Below are 20,130 nucleotides of genomic sequence, written 5' to 3'. Positions count from 1 at the left end.
GGGGTCTCCTTATTGCGTTGATGACGGTTTTTAAAATGGGGGGTTCGAAGTCTTTTGGGGCGATCACGCCAAGCCGTTTTCCTGCATGTAGCGCTGCAGCGACATGCGGCCCGGACAGTTGAGCTTTTGGTAGATGTGGTGCAAGTGCAGCTTGGCCGTGCCTTCGCTGATGAACAGCTTGCTCGCGATCTTTTTGTTGGGCCAGCCTTCGGTGACCATGCGGGCCACCATCATTTCGCGGGGGGTCAGCAGGCTCGATGCCTTGGCGTTTTTCTTTTGCTGCTCCAGCAACAAGGACATGGTCTTCATGGTCAGGTCGCGGTCCAGCCATTTCTCGCCCTGGTGCACCGAATGGATGCAACGCGCCAGCACTTTTTTGGATTTGTCCTTGGACACCAGACCCGGCACACCCATGTCGATGACGCGCATCACCTCGCCAATGGGCGCACCGGTGAACACCACGGGCTTGGTCGGCAACTGGTGGTGCTGAATTTCTTCTATTAAGGACAGCCCACTGCGTTGGCTGAGCGACAAGTCCATCACCAAAATATCGGGCCGGTATTTGCGCACCGCCTCCAGCGCATCGTTGCCATTGCTCACGCAAGCTTTGACCGAAAAATCGGGCGACTGTTGAAAGTCATGTGCCAGACCGTCCAGCATCACAGGATGGGGGTCGGCCAAAACCAGTTCAATGCTCATGGGGTGTGTTCTTTCTGCAATGGAAACAGCTGCCCTACCGCCCCATCACGGGCGGCTTGGCAGTCATGAAAAAATCCCTCTGCTCCACGATAGGCTGCTGTGCGCAGGTCTGAAATCCCCGGAAACAGTGAAGTCCTTACTGCCAAACCAGTAAACGGCGTACAGCGGCATAGCACCCTGCTGGCCCCGTATGCGGGCACATTCAAAGCCGCTTTTTTCGCCCATGTGGGCCCGATCGGCGCAGCGCCAAGGCCTCGCAGGCCCGCCGAAAATCCAGCAGTGTTTTTTGTGCACGGCCCAAAACCGACTGAACCGGATAACCGCCTGCTGACAGCTGACCAAAAGGCCAGCCCGTGAGCAGCGCCAGGCCATCGCCCACCTCGTTGGCCATGTGGATGTGAAATCGCCCTTGCGCCACCGCCTGCACCACGCGCTCGTGCAGCATCAGGTGGCGGCGGTTGCGGGCGGGCATCAGCACGCCTTGCTGGCCATCCAAACCCAGCAATTCGCAACTGCGGAAATAGCCCTCGATTTTTTCGTTGATGCCGCCCACAGGCAGCAATTCGCCGTGTTGGTTGACTGCGCCCGTCACGGCAATGCCCTGACGCAAAGGCAGACCCGACAAGCTCGACAGCAAAGCGAACAACTCGGCGCACGAGGCCGAATCGCCCTCGACTCCGCCGTACTCCTGCTCGAACACCACCGCCGCGTTCATCGACAAGGGCGCGATGTGCGCAAACAAGGCGGCCAGGTAACTGTGCAAGATGAGCACCCCCTTGTCGTGGATGGGGCCCGACATCTCGACCTCGCGCTCGATGTTGAGCAAACCCTCGTCGCCCGCGAACGAGCGCGCTGTCACGCGCACAGGCACGCCAAAGGCGTGGTCGCCCAGGTCCATCACCGTCAAGCCGTTGACTTGCGCGACCAGCTCGCCGCTGACCACCAGCAAGCGCTCGCCGTCGGCAATCGTCTCCTGAATGCGCTCTTGCGGGCAAGCCAGGCGCTCTTGCCGGGCGGCTTGGGCGGTCTGCACATCGGCCGCCTCCACGCGCGCAGCGCCCCGGCTGTGCGCCACGGCGTGGCTTTCGATCACCAAGGTTTCGGACTGGCCAAACAAGGCGCTTTGGCGCGTCTGGTCGCCCGCCAAGCGGTGGCTGTCTTCAACCACCCGCGCCACCGCCGCCGCCGAAAAATGCAGCAACCCCAGCCGCTCGCAGGTGTGGGCCACAAACACCGCGCTGGCCTGCACCGTCTGCGCCGTGGCTTTGAAGCTCTCGGCAAAGTCCACCTTGCAGCGAAAGCGCCGGGCAAACTCAGGATCGATCTCCTGCACCTCGTAATAGGCCTCCACCGATGCGATCAGCACCAGCTTCACGTCCACATCCACCGCCTCGGGCGTGAGCGACACAGCGGCCATGGGCTGGTGCGCCATGCCCGGCTCCTCGATTTGCAAACGCCCGCTGCGCAAAAAGCGGCCCAGCTTTTCCCACACAGGTGGGTCGGTCAGCAAGTCCCGCAGGTGCAGCATCAAAAACCCACCGTGTGCACGCAGCAAGCTGCCCGCACGAATCTGGTCAAAGTCGGTCACCAGGTCGTTGCCATCGGACTCGTACTCGATGCTGCCAAACAGATTGCGGTACAGCGGGTTGTCTTCCACGATCACCGGGGCTCCGGTGCAGGCGTGGTTGTCCACCGCCACGTTCACGCGAAACAGCGTCAACCAGGCCTGCAGCGCCTCCTGACGCACCGCCTCTTCTTCGCCCGGCTCAAACAAGGCCAGGTTGTCCAGCACGCACTGCTGCGCCTGCAGGCAGTAAGCGACCAGCTTGTCAGCCGCCTCGGGGGGCAAGTTCATTTGCTGGCGCACACGGGCCAAGCCTTGGTCCAGCAAGGGCTTGAGGGTTTGCCTGCGCAAAGCCGTCAGGCTCTCGGCCATCACCCGCTCCAGCGCCCGGGTCTTGTCCAGGTAGCGGCCGATTTCGCTGCGCAAAGCCTCTTCGGCCGCATCCATCTCGACGCGTTTTTCGCGGCTCAACAGCAGCGCCTGGCCTGCCGTGACCGGCTCGCCCTGCGCGTCTTTGAGGGTGAAGACCATGTGCCCCTGGTCACGCATCAGGGCAAAGTTCTGCGCTTCGGCATACGCGCTCAGCGTGGCGTAGGCGGCATCCACCTCGGCTTTGCCCGCTTGCTCGATGCGCTGGCGCTCAGCCAGAAAATCGTCTTGCTGCAAGCGCTTGGGCAATTCAGTCTGTAAGGCCTTGACCCACTGCGCCATCTGCTGGCGCAAGACCCTGCCCTGCCCCGCAGGCACGCGCAAGGCCAGGGGGTGATCGGCTTCGTCAAAGTTGTTCAGGTAACACAGGTCGGGGGGCACTGGCCGACTTGCTGCCAGCTCGCGCATCATCTGGCTCAGCAGCGTTCGGCGGCCGCTGCCCACCTCGCCCAGCACAAACAGGTTGTAGTCGCGCTGCCCCATTTGCATGCCAAAACGGGCCGCAGCCTCGGCCCGCGCCTGCCCAATCCAGGGCAGCGGCGAGCCCACCAAGGATGAGGTGTCCACGAAGCCCAAAGACACGGGGTCCACCTTCAGGCGCAAATCTACGGCCGCCAACTCAACACAGCTCATGGGTCCACACACGCTTGGCAAAACCCCAGCCTAAGGCCTGCGGCTTGTCTGGGTCTGTGTGCAAGCGCACGATGGCGCCCCAAAGCACAGGCGCTTGTGCGCGCGGTCAATCCTTCAGGTCAGGCTGTGGCCAGGCCAGGCATCGGGCCAACCCAGCAAGCACTGGTGCTCAGCCCTGACCCGTCCATAACATTCACAGCCCGCACGCTCCAGGCCCGCGCGGTCGGTCACGGTGATAGAGCCGCGTGTGTACCGAATCAGGCCCGAGCGCTGCAAGCGCACAGCCGCTTCGGTGACACCTTCGCGGCGCACCCCCATCAGGCGCGCGATCAGCTCGTGCGTCAATTGCAAAGGCGCGCAACGGACCCGGTCCTGACTCATCAACAACCAGCGGCAAAGCGCCTGGTCGATGCTGTGGTGGCGGTTGCACACCGCTGTTTGCGCCACCTGCGTGATCAAGGCCTGCATGTAGCGCAGCATCGCCTGCATGAGTGCTGGCTCGCCCATCACCTCGGCTCTGAATCGGGCAGCGGACATGCGCCAGCACGGCCCACCCACCACCACCATGGCGTTGTTGAAAATGGCCTTGCTGTCCATGAAGCCGCAAACCCCGACCATGCCCTCGTGGCCCACAAGAGCCAATTCCGAGCATGCGCCGTCATCGGTGATGGCGTACATCGCCACCACGGCCTGAATCGGGAAGTGAACGTGTTCGAGCATGTACCCGGCATGGCTTAAGGCCTGTCCACGCTGGAGCTCAACTTGGTGCAGATGCGGCTGCCAACGCAGCCAGGCCGCGTCGCTCAAGCCCGCCAAAAACGCGTTGTTCCTGTCTTCGTTCAAGCGCAGCATATTAAGGCCTTTCCATGTAGCGCCACCGCATCGAATGCCCCTATCCAATTTGGTGATTTTTTATCAACATTTCATTTTATTCTCTGACCCACAAAGGCAACCACCCGTTGAAACCCTCTTGCCAGGCCAAAGCTGCTGTGCGGATGCCAACCCTCCATGGGTCGTGCCGTGCGCTGCCTCACCGACGACCCGTCGTTGAAACGCTAGATTCACTAACCTCTCATTTCTCACAACCACCATGAAAGGCCACGCCATGTCCGACACCTCCAGCCCCACCGAAACCATCGCTGCCTTGGGCGAAGAACTCTCGAAAAGCATGCATCAAGCGGTGGCGCAAACCAAGCCTGCCCTGAGCCACATGGCCGAACGGGTGAACGAGCGCCTGCACCACTTGGCGCACCACAGCCAGGAAGCCGCTCTGGAAGCCAAACACAAAATCGAGAACCAAGCGCGCAAAGCCACCACCACAGCCGAACACTGCATCCAGCAAGCGCCCTTCAAATCAATGGCCGTGGCCGCTGGCGTGGGCTTGCTGACGGGCGTGATCGCCACTTGGCTGATGCGCGAGCGCCGTCACTGAACGCGCGGCCTGTCCCGCAAGGCGCTGGACAAAGGCTGCTCTGTTTTGCATTCACAATCAGGCTATGCAAGACGACCGCTGCCCCGTTCCAAATCCCACCGAGCCTGCCCCCACCGCACGGGCAGCCCAACCACGCAACCCGCTGCACGGCCTCACGCTGGAGACCATCGTCACCCGGCTGGCCGACTTTTACGGCTGGGACGATCTGGGCCAGCGCATCCCCATTCGCTGCTTCACGCACGAGCCCAGCGTGGGCTCCAGCCTGAAGTTTTTGCGCAAAACCCCTTGGGCGCGCGAGAAGGTGGAAGGCCTTTACCTGTTCATGCTGCGCGATCAAAAGCGTCAGGGCTTTTAACGATCCGCGTCAAGGCTTTTATCGCTCCGGGCAGGGCGCTCAAGTTGCCAGCATCGTGCCCCGGCACTTTCTGGCCCCACAGCGGCAGGCATAGCGGGCCTTCAGGGCATCGCTCATGGGCTCGTCGCTCACCAGGCCGTAATCGAACGTCAGCTCTTCGCCCTTGAACACGGGCCTGCGCGTCAAGATGAAGATGCGGCCCCGGTCCTCGTCGGGTACGCAATTGGGGCGGCACGAATGGTTGATCCACTTGGCGTCGTTGCCGCCATGCAGCGCATCGATCACCCGCCCATCGTCCAGGTGAAAGAAAAAGGTGTGGTCTGGGTTGGCCGCATCGTGCGGATGGCGGGCAATGGCCTCGGCCATGCTGATGACCTCGCCCACGTACTCGATGAGCCGCTCGCCTGCGGCCAGGTGGCGCGTGGCGAACACACCTTGGCCGTGCACGCCGGACCGCTCCACCCGGATCGGGCTGTCAAGACAGGAGGCCAGCAGTGGCTTCATGCCCGCCTGCGCACCACCGACACCACGAGTGTGATGACGGTGAGCGGCACCACAAAACTCAGCATCACGTTGCTGAAGGCGCCCAATGCATCGTGCTGCTGCGCTGCCAAAATCAGGTAAGCGACATAGGCCCCGTAATAACCCACAAAGACGCCACCTTCCCAGCGGGCGATTTCGCCCCCGGTGATGAACATGGGCAGGCAAGCCAGCGCCACGGCCAGCATCACCCAAATGTCAAAGGCCAGCAAAGACGGTGCCACCACCAGGCCCGCACCACCCGCCACCAGGCCGCTGAGCCCCAAGCAACCCAAAATGTTGAAGATGTTGCTGCCCACGACATTGCCCACAGCAATATCGCGCTCGCCCTTGAGGGCTGCCGCTATTGAAGTGGCCACCTCGGGCATGGACGTGCCCGCCGCCACGATGGTCAGCGCAATCACCACATCGCTCACGCCCAACGCCTTGGCAAAAACCACCGCCGCGCCCACCAGCCAGTCTGAGCCCAGCACCAGCAAAGCCAGACCCACGACGATCAGCGCCAACTGCGCGGGCAGCTTGGCATCCCACGCGCCCGCAGGCGAGGCCTGCAACTCGGCCTCGAACTCGTCAATGCCTTGCGTCGCAGACTGGGCTGCGGCCTTGTCTGCTGCGGTTTCGCGGCGAGACTGCACCACCAGGAAGCCTGTGTAAAGCACCATCAAGGTCACCAAGGCCAGGCTCTCTGCCAAATTCAATCGGCCATCCATCGACATCAAGGCCATGAGCAAGCTCACCCCGAACATGATGGGCACCTCCTGGCGGATCAGCTGGCGGTGCACCACCAGCGGCACGATCAAAGCGCTCAAGCCCAGAATGAACAAGACGTTGAATATGTTGCTGCCCACCACGTTGCCAATGGCCATGTCGGTCTTGCCCTCCAGCACAGAGACCACCGACACCGCCACCTCGGGCGCACTGGTGCCAAAGGCCACAATGGTCAAGCCCACCACCAAGGGTGAAATGCCAAAGGAAAGCGCCAGCTTGCTCGCGCCGCGCACCAGCAAATTCGCCCCTACCACCAGGCACACCAGCCCGGCAATGAACAAAAACAAGTGGATCATTGAGAAGGTCCCCTGAAAGACATGAGGGAGTGAGCATAACCAGCTTCAGCACGACTCATGGGTGAAGGGATGCAAGACGTGAGGTCAAAACTTCACGTCACCTCGGCGCTCTTCGCCAAATGGCGGCGCTTCAAGCGCCGGTCGCAAGACCAGCGTACCGGCTTGCCCATACGGCAGCACTTGCGTACCGGTTCGATCTTGTCGCTCAGCCCCGCCGTAGATCAGATGTTGAGTTTTCACACGATCCCCCAGCAACGCGGCCACGGTGCGTAAACTTTTGAAGAGCGGCATGGACACCGTTTGTGACGCCTTGATCTCTACCAACTGCAGGCCGTCGGCATGGTCCAGCAGCAGGTCAATCTCCAAACCATTGCTGTCGCGAAAGAAATACAAAGGGTCTCGCAGGCCTTGGTTGCGCAAAGACTTCATCACCTCCAGCACCACCAGGTTTTCAAACAAGGCACCGCGCAAAGGATGGTGTTGCAACTGCTCGACTGTCTTGATGCCAAGAAGCCAACAGGCCAGCCCCACATCGTAAAAATAAATTTTCGGACTCTTCACCAAGCGCTTGCCTATGTTGACACTCCATGGTGCAAGGCTGAACACCAGGAAAGACGCTTCAAGAATACTCAGCCATTGCGTGATGGTGTTGCTGCTGACCCCCACTTCGTTCCCCAAGCTGGTCTGGTTCAACAGTTGCCCTGTGCGCCCGGCCAACAAACGCACGCAATGGCCAAACTCGCGCAAATGCCTGAGGTTGATGAGTTGCCGTACATCGCGCTCGACATAGGTGGCAAAGTAATCCGACAGCATCACCTCGGGTGGCATGCCTTGCGCATGGATACGGGGATAACCACCTTGCAACATCAAGACATTCGCATCGGCGGGTTCGCCTGATGGCAAGTCGCTGGCTTTTGCCAATTCGGACAAACTCAGAGGTAACAACTCCAGCACCGCCGTTCGACCCGCCAGCGATTGAGTGACCTGCGCACTCACTTGCAACTGGTGACTGCCTGTCAAAATAAAGCGCCCTTTGCGCGGATCAGCATCGGTCAGCACCTGAATCCACGACAACAATGAGGGTACGTTTTGGATTTCATCCAACACGGCACCATCCGGAAACTGCGCCAAAAACGCCTTGGGATCCTGCTGCGCAAAATCCCGCACATCGGGCTGCTCCAGATTGACATAGGGCTTGTCCGGAAAAGCCAGACGACACAAGGTGGTTTTGCCCGACTGCCTGGGGCCCAACACCGTCACCACAGGGTAAAGCGTGGCCCGCTGAAGCAGAACACCCAAGGCTTGACGCTCTATATTTTCCATGTAATTTTTAACTTGAAGCTAAATTTTGCATGAATTTAAGACATGCAAGCCTTAAAGTCAATCACGCGACGGTAACGCTCTCCGCAAAATTCCTAAGGTTGTCTATATCCGCCATTTCGCCTGCTGCGCACGCTTCAGCATGGATAAAGGTGATCTCTTAGAGCTTCAAAGCGCTTAATCGTCAGAATGAACATACAATCATTCACCTCAGGGGTGAATAAAAATGGACATATCCTTTGTGGAAACAAGGCTCAAGCAAGCCTGTGAAACCGCAACCGAACGCCAGCGCAAATGGGGTCAGCCGGCCGCCAAGAACTTAAAAACCAGACTCGACGATTTGCGCGCCGCCCGCTGCATGGAAGACATGCGCAACCTACCCGGACGCTGGGAGGAATTAACCGGAGACCGACTTGGCTATTTCTCTTGCAGGCTCGACAAGGCCTTGCGCCTGATTGTCAGGCCCACCCGGCAACCACCACCCACCAAACAAGACGGTGGACTTGACTGGCAACACATAGATCAAATAACCATCACCGAAGTGGTGAACTACCATGACTGAATTGACCCTTTTGTACTTACCGACCGAGGTATCGCCGCCAGGCGACACCTTGCGCGATCTGATGGACGAGCGCGAATTGACCCAGGCCGAACTCTCAAGGCGGCTGGGCCGCCCCACACAGGCCATCAACGAAATACTGGCCGGAAAAAAAGAAATCACCGAAGACACCGCCATTGAACTGGAGCGCGTCTTGCAGGTGCCTGCCCATTTTTGGCTCACACGCGAGGCCCAGTACCGCGAATACTTGGCCCGACTGCGCGCCATACAAACCAACCTAAGCGCTGTGCCATGGGTTCAAAAATTTCCACTCAAAGCCATGCAACAAGCGGGCGTATTGCCCACTGGGCGATTGACAGCCAAGTTTGTCGAAACATTGGTGGAACCCATGCTGAGCTTCTTTGGCGTGGCTTCGCCCGAGGGATGGGCCGCACAGTACGACCAACTGCAAGTACAGTTTCGCCGCGCGAAACCCGACGCACAAACCGACGTGGCCGCCATCACCGCCTGGTTGCGCATGGGCGAAATACAAGCCCAACAACGCGAAGTACCTGTCTTCGATGCCGCAACCCTTGAGCGCAACTTGCCCGCCATGCGGGCCTTGACTGTGGCCGACGCCGCCAGCATCGGCCCTGAGCTGACCCGTTTATGCCAACAAGCGGGCGTGGTGCTGGTGTTTGTGCCCGCACTGCAAGGCACTCATGTGTCCGGCGTGGCCAGGTGGCTGCATGGCAAGCCCTTGGTGCAACTGTCCTTGTTGGGCAAGTGGAACGACCTTTTTTGGTTCAGCTTCTTTCACGAAATTGGCCACATCCTCAAACACCCGGCCAAGCGGGCGGTGTACCTGGACGACGCGTCATCAGGTGCCCAGACCATCGCCCCTGAGGAATTAGAAGCCAACCGCTTTGCTTCTGAAGTGCTCTTGCCCGCACCGTGGGCTAACGCACTGCAGCAGGTGCCATTGACTGAAAATGGCATTCAAGCATTTGCTAACCAAGCACAACTGCACCCCGGTATCGTTGTCGGCCACTTGCAGCACCATGGTCACCTGTCTTGGGCACACCCGCTGGCTCGCCTCAAAACCCGTTACGACATTCAAAGCCAGGCCTGACCCATGCCCACTCTCGACTGGCTTGACCGCCAGGCCGCCTTTTCGGTGGCCAATAAAACCGCTACCCATGTACTGCGCCCGCACACTGCAGGACCCAACGCCAATGGCGTTTTTGGCGATGCCACCTCTGCGCGGGACAACCTGCTCATTCAGGGCGACAACCTGCAAGCCCTCAAGGCCCTGCTGCCGTTTTACCGGGGGCAGGTCAAGTGCATCTTCATTGACCCGCCGTACAACACCAAAAGCGCGTTTGAGCATTACGACGACAACCTGGAACACAGCCAGTGGTTGAGCATGATGCTGCCGCGTTTGCAGGTCTTGCGCGACTTGCTCCGCGAAGACGGCTCGATCTGGGTGACCATCGACGACAACGAAGGGCATTACCTCAAGGTGATGATGGATGAGGTGTTTGGGCGCAAGCGCTTCATCGCCACCATAGTCTGGCAAAGTCGTTACTCACGATCAAGCGACACAGCAATTTCGATTTCTCACAATTTCATCCACTGCTACGCACAAAACCCCGATAACTGGAAGCTGACCCGAAACCGCTTACAACGAACTAGCGCCCAAGAGAAGCAATTCTCTAATCCAGACAATGACCCACGAGGACCTTGGCGGGCGATCCCTTGGGATGCTCCAAATATTCGAGCCAATCTCAGCTATCCAATCATTACAGCCAAAGGAAGCGTCAGGCACCCACCACCTGGCCGTTGTTGGTCCCGTACCGAACCTCAATGGCTTGATATGGTCTCAAATGGAAAAGCTTACTTTGGCAAAAATGGTGATGGTGCACCATCGTTTAAACAATACCTAGACGATGCGCCCCCAATCGTTCCAAACACTTGGTGGTCACACGATGAAGCAGGACATACCGACGAGTCCAAAAAAGAGATCCAAGCACTTTTCGGTACTGATTCCACTTTTGGCACGCCGAAACCCGAGCGTTTGCTGCAACGAATAATTCACATCGCCACAAACCCCGGCGACCTCGTCCTCGACAGCTTCCTCGGCAGCGGCACCACCGCCGCAGTCGCCCACAAAATGGGGCGTCGCTGGATCGGCATTGAAATGGGCGAACACGCCACCACACATTGCACACCTCGCTTGCAAAAAGTGATCGACGGCGAACAAGGCGGCATCAGCGCCGCCGTGGGCTGGCAAGGCGGTGGCGGTTTCCAGCTGCTGCAACTGGGCGCACCGCTGTTTGACGAGCAAGGCGATATCCACCCCGAGGTGCGCTTTGCCGACCTGGCAGCTTTCATCTGGATGCGCGAAACCGGCACAGCCCTCCCGGCGCAAGCGGCCAGTGGCCCGCTGCCGCTGCTGGGTGTGCACGAGGGCACGGCTTATTACCTGCTGTTCAACGGCATCTTGGGCGACCGACGCCCAGCCAGCGGCAACGTGCTGACCACGGCGGTGCTTCATGCCTTGAACGATCTGTGTGGTCATGACGGCCCCAAGGTCATCTATGGCGAAGCCTGCCGCTTGGGCGATGCACGGCTGAAGGCCGAAGGCATCAGCTTCAAGCAGTTGCCGCACGCAGTGCCGCGTTGATGCGCTGCAACGACTTGAACACGCCCAACACATAAAACAAAACCCAGGGAGCCCACGATGGCCTTGTTGACCCTCAAGCGTTACCAGCAGCAGTCACTCGACGAGCTGGACAAATACCTCCGCGCCGCCCGCCTGAAGGGCCCGCGCTTGGCGTTTGAAGCCCAAACCGGTTATGGCTACAACGCCGAACCGTTTGGCGAAGTGCCTTGCGTGTGCCTGCGCATCCCCACGGGTGGCGGCAAAACACTGATGGCCTCTGAAGCCATTGGCCGCATGGCGCGGGAATGGCCTACCAATCTGGCCAAGCCTTTGGTGCTGTGGCTGGTGCCATCAGACACTATCCGCAGCCAAACACTGAATGCTCTGCGCACGCCAGGCCACCCGTTTCGCCAAGCGTTGGCGCAAGGCGTGGGCGACGATGTGCGCGTGTGTGAATTGGATGAACTGGCCACGCTGTCGCCGCAAGACTATGCGCAGCGGGCTGTTGTGGTCGTGGCCACGATCCAAAGCTTTCGGGTGGAAGACACCGACCAGCGCAACGTGTATTCGTTCAGCGAAAAGTTTGAGCCGCACTTCAAGGGTGTGCCTGCCGCACGCCTGCAAGTGCTCAATGACTTGCCTGATGCGGTGGTCACCGCCGAAGACGCGGCCAGCGACAAAGCCGGGCGCGAGATGCTGGCACGCTTTGTGGGCCAGCCACGCTGGAGCCTGGCCAACTGGCTGGCTTTGCACCAGCCTTATGTGATCGTGGACGAAGCGCACAACACCAAGACTGAGCGCAGCTTTGAGGCGCTCAAGCGCTTGAACCCTTGTTTGATTCTGGAGCTGACGGCCACCCCTGTGCCCAAACGCACGAATATGCTGTTCCATGTGTCGGCCCAACAGCTGCAGGCCGAGGACATGATCAAGATGCCGATTGCCCTGATCGAGCACACCCGGGGCTGGCAGGCGGCGGTGTTTGATGCGGTGCAAAACCAGCGCTTGCTGGAGGCCGAAGCCCAGCAAGAAGAAGCGGCCACAGGTGACTACATCCGCCCCATCGTGTTGCTGCAAGCTCAAAACAGCACTGACCCGGTGAACGCCGACGCGTTGCGTCAGCATTTGGTGGAGCAGCTGCACATTCCCGAAGACCAGATCAAGATCGCCACCGGCACACAGCGCGAGCTGGAGGGCCTGGACCTGGCAGCCCGTGATTGCACGGTGCGTTACATCATCACCGTGCAGGCTTTGCGCGAGGGGTGGGATTGCCCATTTGCTTACATCCTGTGTTCGGTGCAGTCGATCCGCTCGGCCACCGCCATCGAGCAGTTGCTGGGCCGTGTGCTGCGCATGCCTTATGCCAAAAAACGCAGCCGCGCTGCGCTCAACAAGGCTTATGCCCATGTGACCGAATCAGACACCGGTCTGGCCGCCAACGCGTTGGCCGACCGCCTGATCGATGGCATGGGCTTTGACCCGCTAGACATGTCGGCCATGATCGCGCCGCAGTTGCCCTTTGCATGGAGCGATGGACAAGACGACGGACCGTTGTTTGCCACCGTGGCGCAACAGGTGGCTCTGCCTACTTTGCAAGTGGATGTACCCGCCGACAAACCGCTGCCTGCGCAAGTGCAAGCGGCGATTGACCAAGGCCAAGCCAGCGTGAGCACCGATGGCAAGCGCCAACTCATTCAGTGGCGGGGCGCTATGCCTGATGCGGTGGCGCAAGACTTGGCCGCATTGCTGCGCGGCAAACCAAAAGAACAACTGAGCCAAAGCGTTGAGCGCCACAACGCCGTGGTGCAAGGTGCATTGGCCCCTTGCAACCGGGGTGAGGTGTTTGCCTTGGTGCCTCGCCTGGCCTACCGACCTGCGGGCGAGCAAGGTGAACTGCAACTGCTGGAGCGCGAATCCGTCACCGAAGAATTGGACTTGAACCTGTTGGCAGAACCGGTGTCATTGGCTGGCTTTCACATGGCCGAACAAGGCACGCTTTGGGAGGTTTACCTGGACGGCACGCGCCTGCGTGTGGGCAAAGGCGATGCCGAGCAGTTGCCGCTGGATGCTGTGAGCACCACCATCAGCGAGGATGACCTGGCCCGCTGGCTTGCGGCTGAGTTGCAACACCCTTTGCGCAATGTGGCGCGTGATGTGCTGCCCGCCCACCTGCGCGCCTTTGTACTGGCCACGGTGCGAAACCTGATCAACGACCAGCGCATTCCCCTGGCCCAGCTGGCGCGCCACCAATATCCCTTGATGCAAAAGATTGCCCTCAAGATTGAAGAATTGCGCGACAAAGCAGCCAAGACCACCTTCACCCAACTGGTGCTGGACGGTGGCTGGGCGCTGGAGACCACACCCCAGATTGCTTTTGTGTTTGAAGCCAACCGCTACCCGGTGCCCGCTAACAAGCTGTACCGGGGCAAGTTCAAGTTCAGCAAGCACTACTACCCCGTGCCCGCCGACTTGGAAGACGGCGGCGAAGAATGGCGCTGCGCGCTGGCCATTGACGAACATGCCAAGGTCAAACGCTGGGTGCGCAACCTTGACTCCGACCCTGTGGCGGGTTTCTGGCTACCCACATCCAGCGGCCGCTTTTACCCCGACTTTGTTTGCGAACTCACCGACGGCCGTGTGCTGGTGGTCGAATACAAAGGCAGCCACATCAGCGGCATGGCCAAAGAAATCGAAAAAGGGGAAGTGGGCAAGGTGTGGGCGGAACGTAGCGAGGGCAAGGCTTTGTTTGCGATGGTGTTCAAAAACGTGGATGGGATGGGTGTGGGGCAGCAGTTGGATGCGGCTGTCATAAATAAGTCCTAGCCTCAATTCTTCGAACACTCACCATGCATAAAAAGCCTTCAAAACAACGCACCAAGTTAACCGACAGCAGTTATCAGATAATCTGACTCAAACAAAATGAAGAGACAGGGAGTCGTATGTCCAGAGTTACGGAGGCAGAGGCATTAGCCCTTTTGTCAGACACCACGCGATGCATTGACATTGGTGATTGGTTGCCAGCTCGACAACAGTCAAACACATGGGTTTGCGGTAGTGGTGTGGTTGATTTAGAGGGTGTCAGATCCACCTTATCGGTAGAACTCCTATTTCGGCGCAGCCCCAAAACCGGCATGATCTGGTACAAATTTTCGGTGTTTCGCCGCTATGCATGGGGTACAGAAGGGGTTTACCAACTGGACGTACAGCAATACACCAAACCCCTGAAAAATGCCCATGATATGCCACACGAACACCTGGGCAATCGCCGAATTGAGGGCCGCACTGAATGGGCCAGTTGGTCTTTTGAAGAAATTTTGCGCTACTTTAAAGAGCGCACCCATATTGATTTCGAGCCTCCGGTGATGCATCCGGAAAACTTCGAACTGAAAGGATGATCATGTTTTGCGATCAACTCACTTCACGCATTGGTCTGCAATGCCATTCTCTCGATGACAACGGCAGCGTTTTCATGATCGAGACGCCTTTTCGCTTTCAGGATGGTGACCACATTCCTGTGTACGTGGAGGTCAGAGGCAATCAGTACCGCTTTTTTGATGATGGTGCAACCTTCATGCATTTTGCCGGTTTGGGCATCAACCTGAGCGGCGGCAATCAAATCAGGTTTTTGAAAAATGCGGCCGAAACGCATGGTGCCTGCTTTACGGACCAGGGTGAAATCGAAATTTGGACTGAATCTGAAAATTCAGGAAAAGCTTTTGCAGCCTATGTGGCCACACTGTTGGAACTGGTGCGCTGGGAAGGTGAACGTAAAGCCACCTCGCACGATACTGGAGTCTTTGTAGAAGAAGTCGCGCAATACCTCATGGCCTGGAAACGCACGGAGATCAAGCGCGACCCCAAAATAACAGGCATCACTGGTCGCGAATATGTGCTCGATTTTGATATAGACGGGACACTTGTTCTGGCCATTTCAGCTCACCACCAGTCAAGCAGTTCGGCTCTTCACAAGCTGATTGACATCAAAGGACTACCAGCCAACGGTGAAGTGCAAACCCTTGTTGTGATTGATGACAGGAAAGACCCGGATGCCGCAAAAGCCGAAGGCTTGCTGCTGAGCAGTGTGAGCAAGGTGATTGGAATGGGGCAACTTCGAGTTAATGCAGGTACGCCAAACGCATTGATGTAAAGAGTGTCAGCTTCAGGATCTCACTCCACGGTGACCGACTTCGCCAGGTTACGCGGCTTGTCCACATCCGTCCCCCTTGCACACGCCGTGTGATAACTCAGCAACTGCAGCGGCACCACATGCAAGATCGGTGACAACACACCATAGTGCTCAGGCATGCGGATCACGTTGACGCCTTCGCTGCTCTCGATCTTTGTGTCGCCGTCGGCCAGCACATAGAGCACGCCGCCGCGGGCGCGCACTTCCTGCATATTGCTTTTCAGCTTTTCCAGCAGCTGGTCGTTGGGTGCCACCGTCACCACGGGCATGGCACTGGTCACCAGCGCCAGCGGGCCGTGTTTAAGCTCGCCCGCCGCATAAGCTTCGGCATGGATGTAGGTGATCTCTTTGAGCTTGAGCGCACCTTCAAGCGCGATGGGGTAGTGCGTACCACGGCCCAGGAACAGCGCGTTTTCTTTGCTGGCGAATTCTTCGGCCCACGCGATGATTTGAGGCTCCAGCGCCAGCACGGCTTGCAGCGCGGCGGGCAGGTGGCGCATGGCTTTGATGTGCATGGCCTCGTCGGCATCGCTCAAGCGGCCTTTGGTCTGCGCCAGCGCCAGCGTCAGCAAAAACAAACCGGCCAGCTGTGTGGTGAAGGCCTTGGTGGAGGCCACGCCGATCTCGGCCCCGGCGCGGGTCACATACGCGTGTTTGCACTCGCGCACCATGGCGCTGGTGGACACGTTGCAGATGGTCAGTGTGTGCGTCATGCCCAAGCTCTGCGCGTGGCGCAGCGCGGCCAGGGTGTCGGCGGTCTCGCCGCTTTGGGTGATGGTGACGATCAGCGTGTTGGGGTTGGGCACCGATTCGCGGTAGCGGTATTCGCTGGCGATCTCGACCTGGCAAGGCACTTTGGCGATCGCCTCGATCCAGTACTTGGCCACGCAGCCGCTGTAGTAGCTGGTGCCGCAGGCCAGGATCAACACATTGTCAATGGCTTTGAAGGTGCTGTACGCGCCGTCGCCAAACAGCTCGGGCGTGATGCCTTCCACGCCTTCGAGTGTGTCGGCAATCGCACGCGGTTGCTCGAAGATTTCCTTTTGCATGTAGTGGCGATACGGTCCCAGCTCGGCCGCGCCGCTGTGGGCGTGCACGGTTTTCACGGCGCGGGTCACGGCCTTGTGGTCGCGGTCCACCACCCAGTATTTGCCGAGCTGGATGTCGACCACATCGCCCTCTTCCAGGTACACGATTTGGTCGGTCACGCCAGCCAGTGCCATCGCGTCGCTGGCCAAAAAGGTTTCGCCTTGGCCCACACCCAAGATGAGCGGCGAGCCTGCGCGAGCGCCGATCACGCGCTGCGGCTCGTCTTTGTGGAACACGGCAATCGCGTACGCGCCGTGCAGTTGGCGGATGGCGGTTTTGACGGCTTCAAAAATATCGCCGTCGTACACGCTGTCCACCAGGTGCGAGATGACCTCGGTGTCGGTCTGGCTCAAAAACACATAGCCCTTGGCTTGCAGGGCGGCGCGGAGTTCTTCGTGGTTTTCGATGATGCCGTTGTGCACCAAGGCCACTTTGCCCGGCTTGGCATCTGCCGCGCCCGTGCCGTGGCTGAAGTGCGGGTGCGCGTTGTGCACCGCAGGCGCACCGTGTGTGGCCCAGCGCGTGTGGGCAATGCCGGTGCCGCCTTCGATGTGGTCGGCGCTCACCTGGTCCATCAGCTCGGCCACGCGCGCGGTGCTGCGGGCACGCTGCAGGCCGCCCGTGCCACCCAGACTGGCCGCATGCACGGCCACGCCACAGGAGTCATAACCCCGGTATTCGAGCCGCTGCAGGCCTTGCACCAAGATGGGAACGATGTTGCGGGAAGAAACGGCGCCGACGATGCCACACATGAGGATGCTCCTGAACAGGGGGATAGCGGCTATCTTAGGATCATCCTCAAAAAATATCCGATCATTTAATTGATTTAAACGATGTTTTATTTCAATAATCTTGAGTGGTGAATTTTTATTTCATTAAAATCAAAAATATGGAACCCATAGAACTTGACACCATCGACCTGCAACTGCTCGACAGCCTGCAGCGCGACGCCAGCCTGAGCAATGTGGCCTTGGCCGAGAAGGTCAATGTTTCGCCCCCCACCTGCCTGCGCCGGGTGAAACGCCTGGTGGAAGGCGGCTGGATAGAGCGGCAAGTGTCCGTGCTCAGCACCGACCGACTCGCCGCCACGCTGGGCCACGGCCTGACGGCTTTGGTTGAAGTGTCTTTGGACAAACAAGGCAGCGAGCACCTCGACGCCTTCGAAGCCCGCGCCGTGGCGCACGATGCGGTGCAACAGTGCTGGCGCGTATCGCCCGGGCCGGACTTCATGCTGGTGGTGCAAGCCCGCGACATGCCGCACTACCTGGCCATCAGCCAGGCACTGTTCACGCAAGACGCGAATGTGCGCAATGTGAAGGCATTTTTTGCGACAAAACGGGCCAAGTTCACAACGACATGGCCGCTTCAGCTGTAGATACCACTCAAGACCACGCGGTTGGCCATCCATAAAGATGGCCTCCGTTGACCCTCAGCGTCTACGAAGCAAGACTACCGCGAACATCGCCATCAAACTGGCCAAGAAGATCATGGCCCATTCAGACATGGTGGGAATTTCAGGCACAGTAAAAACAAACAGCACGCCCGTGAAGTCTGCGGTCAATCGACCTCTGATTTGCCCGTTTTCTGCTCCGGTGGTGATGTCCTGAGCCTGAAAATTGCCCGTGCCTGGCCGCCAAAACAGCTGATAAACGCGGCTTGATCGGTTTGCACCCGCCACCGACAGTGTCACATCACCCAGATTGTCAGACGCACAGGCACTGCGCCAATCTGCGGAAGAGGCCATCAACAAAACGCCCTGAGGCATCATCCCCGTCATGTTTTGAATGCCGCTGTTGGTGAGTGCCGTTTGGTAAACGGAACCACTGCCCGTCGCAACCCACGTGGCGTAAGTGCTTCCTGGCGCATTCACCCCACAAAAACGCACACTGTTGCCGTTGCTCAAGTCAACATTAACGCCCGAACCCGATGGCGTATTAGCAGGTTTGGGCGTCAGACGCAGCAATTCCCAGCCCCCCAATGCGCCCTCGTCAGGGTTGGTGCGTAAATTCATCGGATTGGCCATGCCCAAATACAAGTCTGTACCAGCCACCAGGTTGCGCACACCGTAGTTGGCCGGGTTACCGACACCGTTGATGCTTTCGGGCAGCGCCGGTGAATTCACGCTTGGGAAATACCACAGGTCTGCGCCAATGTTCGCTTGGACAACCCCCCTCAAGGCAATCGGAATGGATGGTGACAGACCCTCGTTGGCCAACCAGCTCCAGTCCATGGTGCCAATCCAAAGGCGTCCATTGAACACAGCCATGGACCAGGTGTAATTGTTGAAAGCATTGCCAAAACCCGATGGCCCCCACAGCGGTGCCCCCATGCCAGTGGGCAATGTTTGCCATTGGCCAGGATCAGTGCCTGTTTTCACAAACGTCGGCAACGATGACTCACCGTACAACACCTCAAGGCGCGGTGAAGTCGCAAAAGAACTCCCCCTGAAAATGCTGATGGCGCGTTCGCTGTTGCTGGCCCAACTCAACAGACCCGACTGGTCGTTCAATGCTGGGGCCTCTGCGGGATAAGAACGAATATGGCTCAGCGTTGACATCATCGGCACATGCATGGTGCCCCAATAGAGATAGCCTCCGAATGAAGCCAGGGCGCCGCCGCCATACGTCGCCGCAGTCACCGGGTCAGGTTCGTAATCGCTGACTTTCCAGACACGCGTCCATTCAGTTGAAGAATTCAAACCAGATACGGGAACGGGCGGGCTCATGTACAGCCCCGCCTCCTGCTGGCTCGTTTGGCCCGACTCCACATCTGGCCAGGAGCTCACAAAGATTCGCCCTTCGTGCTCCGTCAACTCGGAGGCCATCGAGTCAATCACACCGACCTCAGAAAATGAGATCGGGGCCGCTTCGGTGCCAGTCCAGCGCAAGACGCGCCCCGTTTTTTCGCCTGACTGTGCAGGAGAGCTGGCATAGCGGCCAACCCCCGCGTACAACACACCATTGACCACCAACATCTTGCGAATGTTGGCGTACTGTGCGAAGCGCTGATACGCCAGAAATTGCCCGTCACTCACCCGAAATGCAAATACATTCATGCCGCCTTGCAATGAAGGACCGGCCAGCAATGCCACGTTGCCAAGAATGCCCGCTGCACGTAAACCCAGCGTGCTGTTGAGCGCCGCTTGGTAAGCGTTGGGCACACTGCGCTCCACCAATGACCGAGTGGTCAAGTTGTAGGTGTAAATTCTGGGGGGTCTGAAGTCACCAATCTTGGCCGGAATTTGCGCTGCCCTGGCGGCCTGACTGCTGCCGAATTCACAGACATAAGAGGTGGTTTCGCGCGGGCTCAACTGCCCCAAATAAGCGCCCTGCACCAGGCAATGCGTGTTGGACATGGTGCCAAACCACAGCTGATCACCACTTTGCGCCAGTCCCCAGACATAGGACTGGTTGACCTTGGAGCGCGATGTGAGACAAGGTGGACCGGATGGGTAATTGATGCCGATGCCGTCGTAACACTCGTCGATGGGTGCTTTGGCCAGCAGGTCCCCCGTCGTGGTGGGCAATCCGATCTGAGCGTGCGCCATCGTTGTAGATGATGACACTGCAAGAACTAAACAGAGGTAGCGCAAGCACTGAAGAACTTTGCCATTGTTCAT

General features: G+C 58.9%; 17 protein-coding genes. 9 read left to right on the top strand and 8 right to left on the bottom strand.

What is annotated here, in order from left to right; genetic code table 11:
* Positions 1–63: 63 nt before the first annotated feature.
* The 3 genes from QZ190_RS01635 to QZ190_RS01625 all read right to left on the bottom strand — a co-directional run bounded on the left by QZ190_RS01635 (position 64) and on the right by QZ190_RS01625 (position 4,177).
* Positions 64–699: a response regulator transcription factor gene (locus tag QZ190_RS01635; protein WP_291912799.1), complete on the bottom strand. Its 636-nt coding sequence runs from the start codon at positions 697–699 to the stop codon at positions 64–66.
* A 202-nt stretch (positions 700–901) separates the two neighbouring features.
* Complete coding sequence (locus QZ190_RS01630) at positions 902–3,325, bottom strand: Lon protease family protein (protein ID WP_291912798.1); 2,424 nt, start codon at positions 3,323–3,325, stop codon at positions 902–904.
* A gap of 114 nt (positions 3,326–3,439) precedes the next feature.
* The gene (locus tag QZ190_RS01625; protein ID WP_291912795.1) at positions 3,440–4,177 is read right to left on the bottom strand and encodes a Crp/Fnr family transcriptional regulator; all 738 of its coding nucleotides are present in this window, start codon (positions 4,175–4,177) and stop codon (positions 3,440–3,442) included.
* 253 nt (positions 4,178–4,430) lie between these two features.
* Here QZ190_RS01625 and QZ190_RS01620 point away from each other — a divergent pair, with 253 nt between their 5' ends.
* Together QZ190_RS01620 and QZ190_RS01615 are read left to right on the top strand one after the other, a co-directional pair.
* The gene (locus tag QZ190_RS01620; RefSeq protein ID WP_291912793.1) at positions 4,431–4,757 is read left to right on the top strand and encodes a hypothetical protein; all 327 of its coding nucleotides are present in this window, start codon (positions 4,431–4,433) and stop codon (positions 4,755–4,757) included.
* 64 nt (positions 4,758–4,821) lie between these two features.
* Positions 4,822–5,112, top strand: coding sequence for a VF530 family protein (locus tag QZ190_RS01615; RefSeq protein WP_291912790.1), 291 nt, complete (start codon positions 4,822–4,824; stop codon positions 5,110–5,112).
* A gap of 39 nt (positions 5,113–5,151) precedes the next feature.
* Here the strand turns inward: QZ190_RS01615 and QZ190_RS01610 are convergent, their stop codons facing one another.
* From QZ190_RS01610 to QZ190_RS01600, 3 genes are all read right to left on the bottom strand, one after another.
* Positions 5,152–5,616, bottom strand: a complete 465-nt coding sequence (locus tag QZ190_RS01610; RefSeq protein ID WP_291912788.1) for an SET domain-containing protein-lysine N-methyltransferase — start codon at positions 5,614–5,616, stop codon at positions 5,152–5,154.
* The gene (locus QZ190_RS01605; protein ID WP_291912787.1) at positions 5,613–6,716 is read right to left on the bottom strand and encodes a calcium/sodium antiporter; all 1,104 of its coding nucleotides are present in this window, start codon (positions 6,714–6,716) and stop codon (positions 5,613–5,615) included. The genes QZ190_RS01610 and QZ190_RS01605 overlap by 4 nt, the downstream gene beginning before the upstream one ends.
* Before the next feature lie 84 nt (positions 6,717–6,800).
* Entirely contained in the window at positions 6,801–8,039 is a 1,239-nt protein-coding gene (locus tag QZ190_RS01600) for an ATP-binding protein (RefSeq protein WP_291912785.1), read from the bottom strand.
* 223 nt (positions 8,040–8,262) lie between these two features.
* Between QZ190_RS01600 and QZ190_RS01595 the strand changes: the two genes are divergently transcribed.
* From QZ190_RS01595 to QZ190_RS01570, 6 genes are all read left to right on the top strand, one after another.
* Complete coding sequence (locus tag QZ190_RS01595) at positions 8,263–8,598, top strand: hypothetical protein (protein ID WP_291912783.1); 336 nt, start codon at positions 8,263–8,265, stop codon at positions 8,596–8,598.
* Positions 8,591–9,706: a helix-turn-helix domain-containing protein gene (locus tag QZ190_RS01590; protein ID WP_291912780.1), complete on the top strand. Its 1,116-nt coding sequence runs from the start codon at positions 8,591–8,593 to the stop codon at positions 9,704–9,706. Before QZ190_RS01595 ends, QZ190_RS01590 begins: the two co-directional genes overlap by 8 nt.
* 3 nt (positions 9,707–9,709) lie before the next feature.
* Complete coding sequence (locus QZ190_RS01585) at positions 9,710–11,260, top strand: site-specific DNA-methyltransferase (RefSeq protein WP_291912779.1); 1,551 nt, start codon at positions 9,710–9,712, stop codon at positions 11,258–11,260.
* A gap of 57 nt (positions 11,261–11,317) precedes the next feature.
* Complete coding sequence (locus tag QZ190_RS01580; RefSeq protein ID WP_291912777.1) at positions 11,318–14,059, top strand: DEAD/DEAH box helicase family protein; 2,742 nt, start codon at positions 11,318–11,320, stop codon at positions 14,057–14,059.
* A gap of 308 nt (positions 14,060–14,367) precedes the next feature.
* Positions 14,368–14,631, top strand: a complete 264-nt coding sequence (locus QZ190_RS01575; protein WP_291912775.1) for a hypothetical protein — start codon at positions 14,368–14,370, stop codon at positions 14,629–14,631.
* 2 nt (positions 14,632–14,633) lie between these two features.
* The gene (locus QZ190_RS01570) at positions 14,634–15,383 is read left to right on the top strand and encodes a DUF1828 domain-containing protein (RefSeq protein ID WP_291912774.1); all 750 of its coding nucleotides are present in this window, start codon (positions 14,634–14,636) and stop codon (positions 15,381–15,383) included.
* Positions 15,384–15,403: 20 nt separating this feature from the next.
* Here QZ190_RS01570 and glmS read toward each other — a convergent pair whose 3' ends face one another.
* Positions 15,404–17,263 carry a glutamine--fructose-6-phosphate transaminase (isomerizing) gene (gene glmS, locus QZ190_RS01565; RefSeq protein ID WP_291912772.1) on the bottom strand — a complete coding sequence of 620 codons (1,860 nt, stop codon included), beginning with the start codon at positions 17,261–17,263 and terminating at the stop codon, positions 15,404–15,406.
* Positions 17,264–17,400: 137 nt separating this feature from the next.
* On the opposite strand from glmS, the gene QZ190_RS01560 reads away from it, so the two are divergent.
* Complete coding sequence (locus QZ190_RS01560; RefSeq protein ID WP_291912770.1) at positions 17,401–17,886, top strand: Lrp/AsnC family transcriptional regulator; 486 nt, start codon at positions 17,401–17,403, stop codon at positions 17,884–17,886.
* A 54-nt stretch (positions 17,887–17,940) separates the two neighbouring features.
* Here QZ190_RS01560 and QZ190_RS01555 read toward each other — a convergent pair whose 3' ends face one another.
* Positions 17,941–20,058: an IPTL-CTERM sorting domain-containing protein gene (locus QZ190_RS01555; protein ID WP_291912768.1), complete on the bottom strand. Its 2,118-nt coding sequence runs from the start codon at positions 20,056–20,058 to the stop codon at positions 17,941–17,943.
* Positions 20,059–20,130 lie beyond the last annotated feature (72 nt).

It is taken from the genome of Limnohabitans sp. (genome assembly GCF_017848645.1).
Lineage (GTDB): Bacteria > Pseudomonadota > Gammaproteobacteria > Burkholderiales > Burkholderiaceae_C > Limnohabitans_A.
The sequence above is the reverse complement of the archived record's forward strand: the minus strand, read 5'-3'. Positions and strand labels throughout refer to the sequence as shown.

Coding starts and splice junctions, on each gene's coding strand:
- QZ190_RS01555 (WP_291912768.1), bottom strand. CDS start 20,058: ATGGCGCACGCTCAGATCGGATTGCCCACCACGACGGGGGACCTGCTG.
- glmS (WP_291912772.1), bottom strand. CDS start 17,263: ATGTGTGGCATCGTCGGCGCCGTTTCTTCCCGCAACATCGTTCCCATC.
- QZ190_RS01620 (WP_291912793.1), top strand. CDS start 4,431: ATGTCCGACACCTCCAGCCCCACCGAAACCATCGCTGCCTTGGGCGAA.
- QZ190_RS01590 (WP_291912780.1), top strand. CDS start 8,591: ATGACTGAATTGACCCTTTTGTACTTACCGACCGAGGTATCGCCGCCA.
- QZ190_RS01595 (WP_291912783.1), top strand. CDS start 8,263: ATGGACATATCCTTTGTGGAAACAAGGCTCAAGCAAGCCTGTGAAACC.
- QZ190_RS01625 (WP_291912795.1), bottom strand. CDS start 4,177: ATGCTGCGCTTGAACGAAGACAGGAACAACGCGTTTTTGGCGGGCTTG.
- QZ190_RS01560 (WP_291912770.1), top strand. CDS start 17,401: ATGGAACCCATAGAACTTGACACCATCGACCTGCAACTGCTCGACAGC.
- QZ190_RS01615 (WP_291912790.1), top strand. CDS start 4,822: ATGCAAGACGACCGCTGCCCCGTTCCAAATCCCACCGAGCCTGCCCCC.
- QZ190_RS01585 (WP_291912779.1), top strand. CDS start 9,710: ATGCCCACTCTCGACTGGCTTGACCGCCAGGCCGCCTTTTCGGTGGCC.
- QZ190_RS01600 (WP_291912785.1), bottom strand. CDS start 8,039: ATGGAAAATATAGAGCGTCAAGCCTTGGGTGTTCTGCTTCAGCGGGCC.
- QZ190_RS01635 (WP_291912799.1), bottom strand. CDS start 699: ATGAGCATTGAACTGGTTTTGGCCGACCCCCATCCTGTGATGCTGGAC.
- QZ190_RS01610 (WP_291912788.1), bottom strand. CDS start 5,616: ATGAAGCCACTGCTGGCCTCCTGTCTTGACAGCCCGATCCGGGTGGAG.
- QZ190_RS01605 (WP_291912787.1), bottom strand. CDS start 6,716: ATGATCCACTTGTTTTTGTTCATTGCCGGGCTGGTGTGCCTGGTGGTA.
- QZ190_RS01570 (WP_291912774.1), top strand. CDS start 14,634: ATGTTTTGCGATCAACTCACTTCACGCATTGGTCTGCAATGCCATTCT.
- QZ190_RS01630 (WP_291912798.1), bottom strand. CDS start 3,325: ATGAGCTGTGTTGAGTTGGCGGCCGTAGATTTGCGCCTGAAGGTGGAC.
- QZ190_RS01580 (WP_291912777.1), top strand. CDS start 11,318: ATGGCCTTGTTGACCCTCAAGCGTTACCAGCAGCAGTCACTCGACGAG.
- QZ190_RS01575 (WP_291912775.1), top strand. CDS start 14,368: ATGATCTGGTACAAATTTTCGGTGTTTCGCCGCTATGCATGGGGTACA.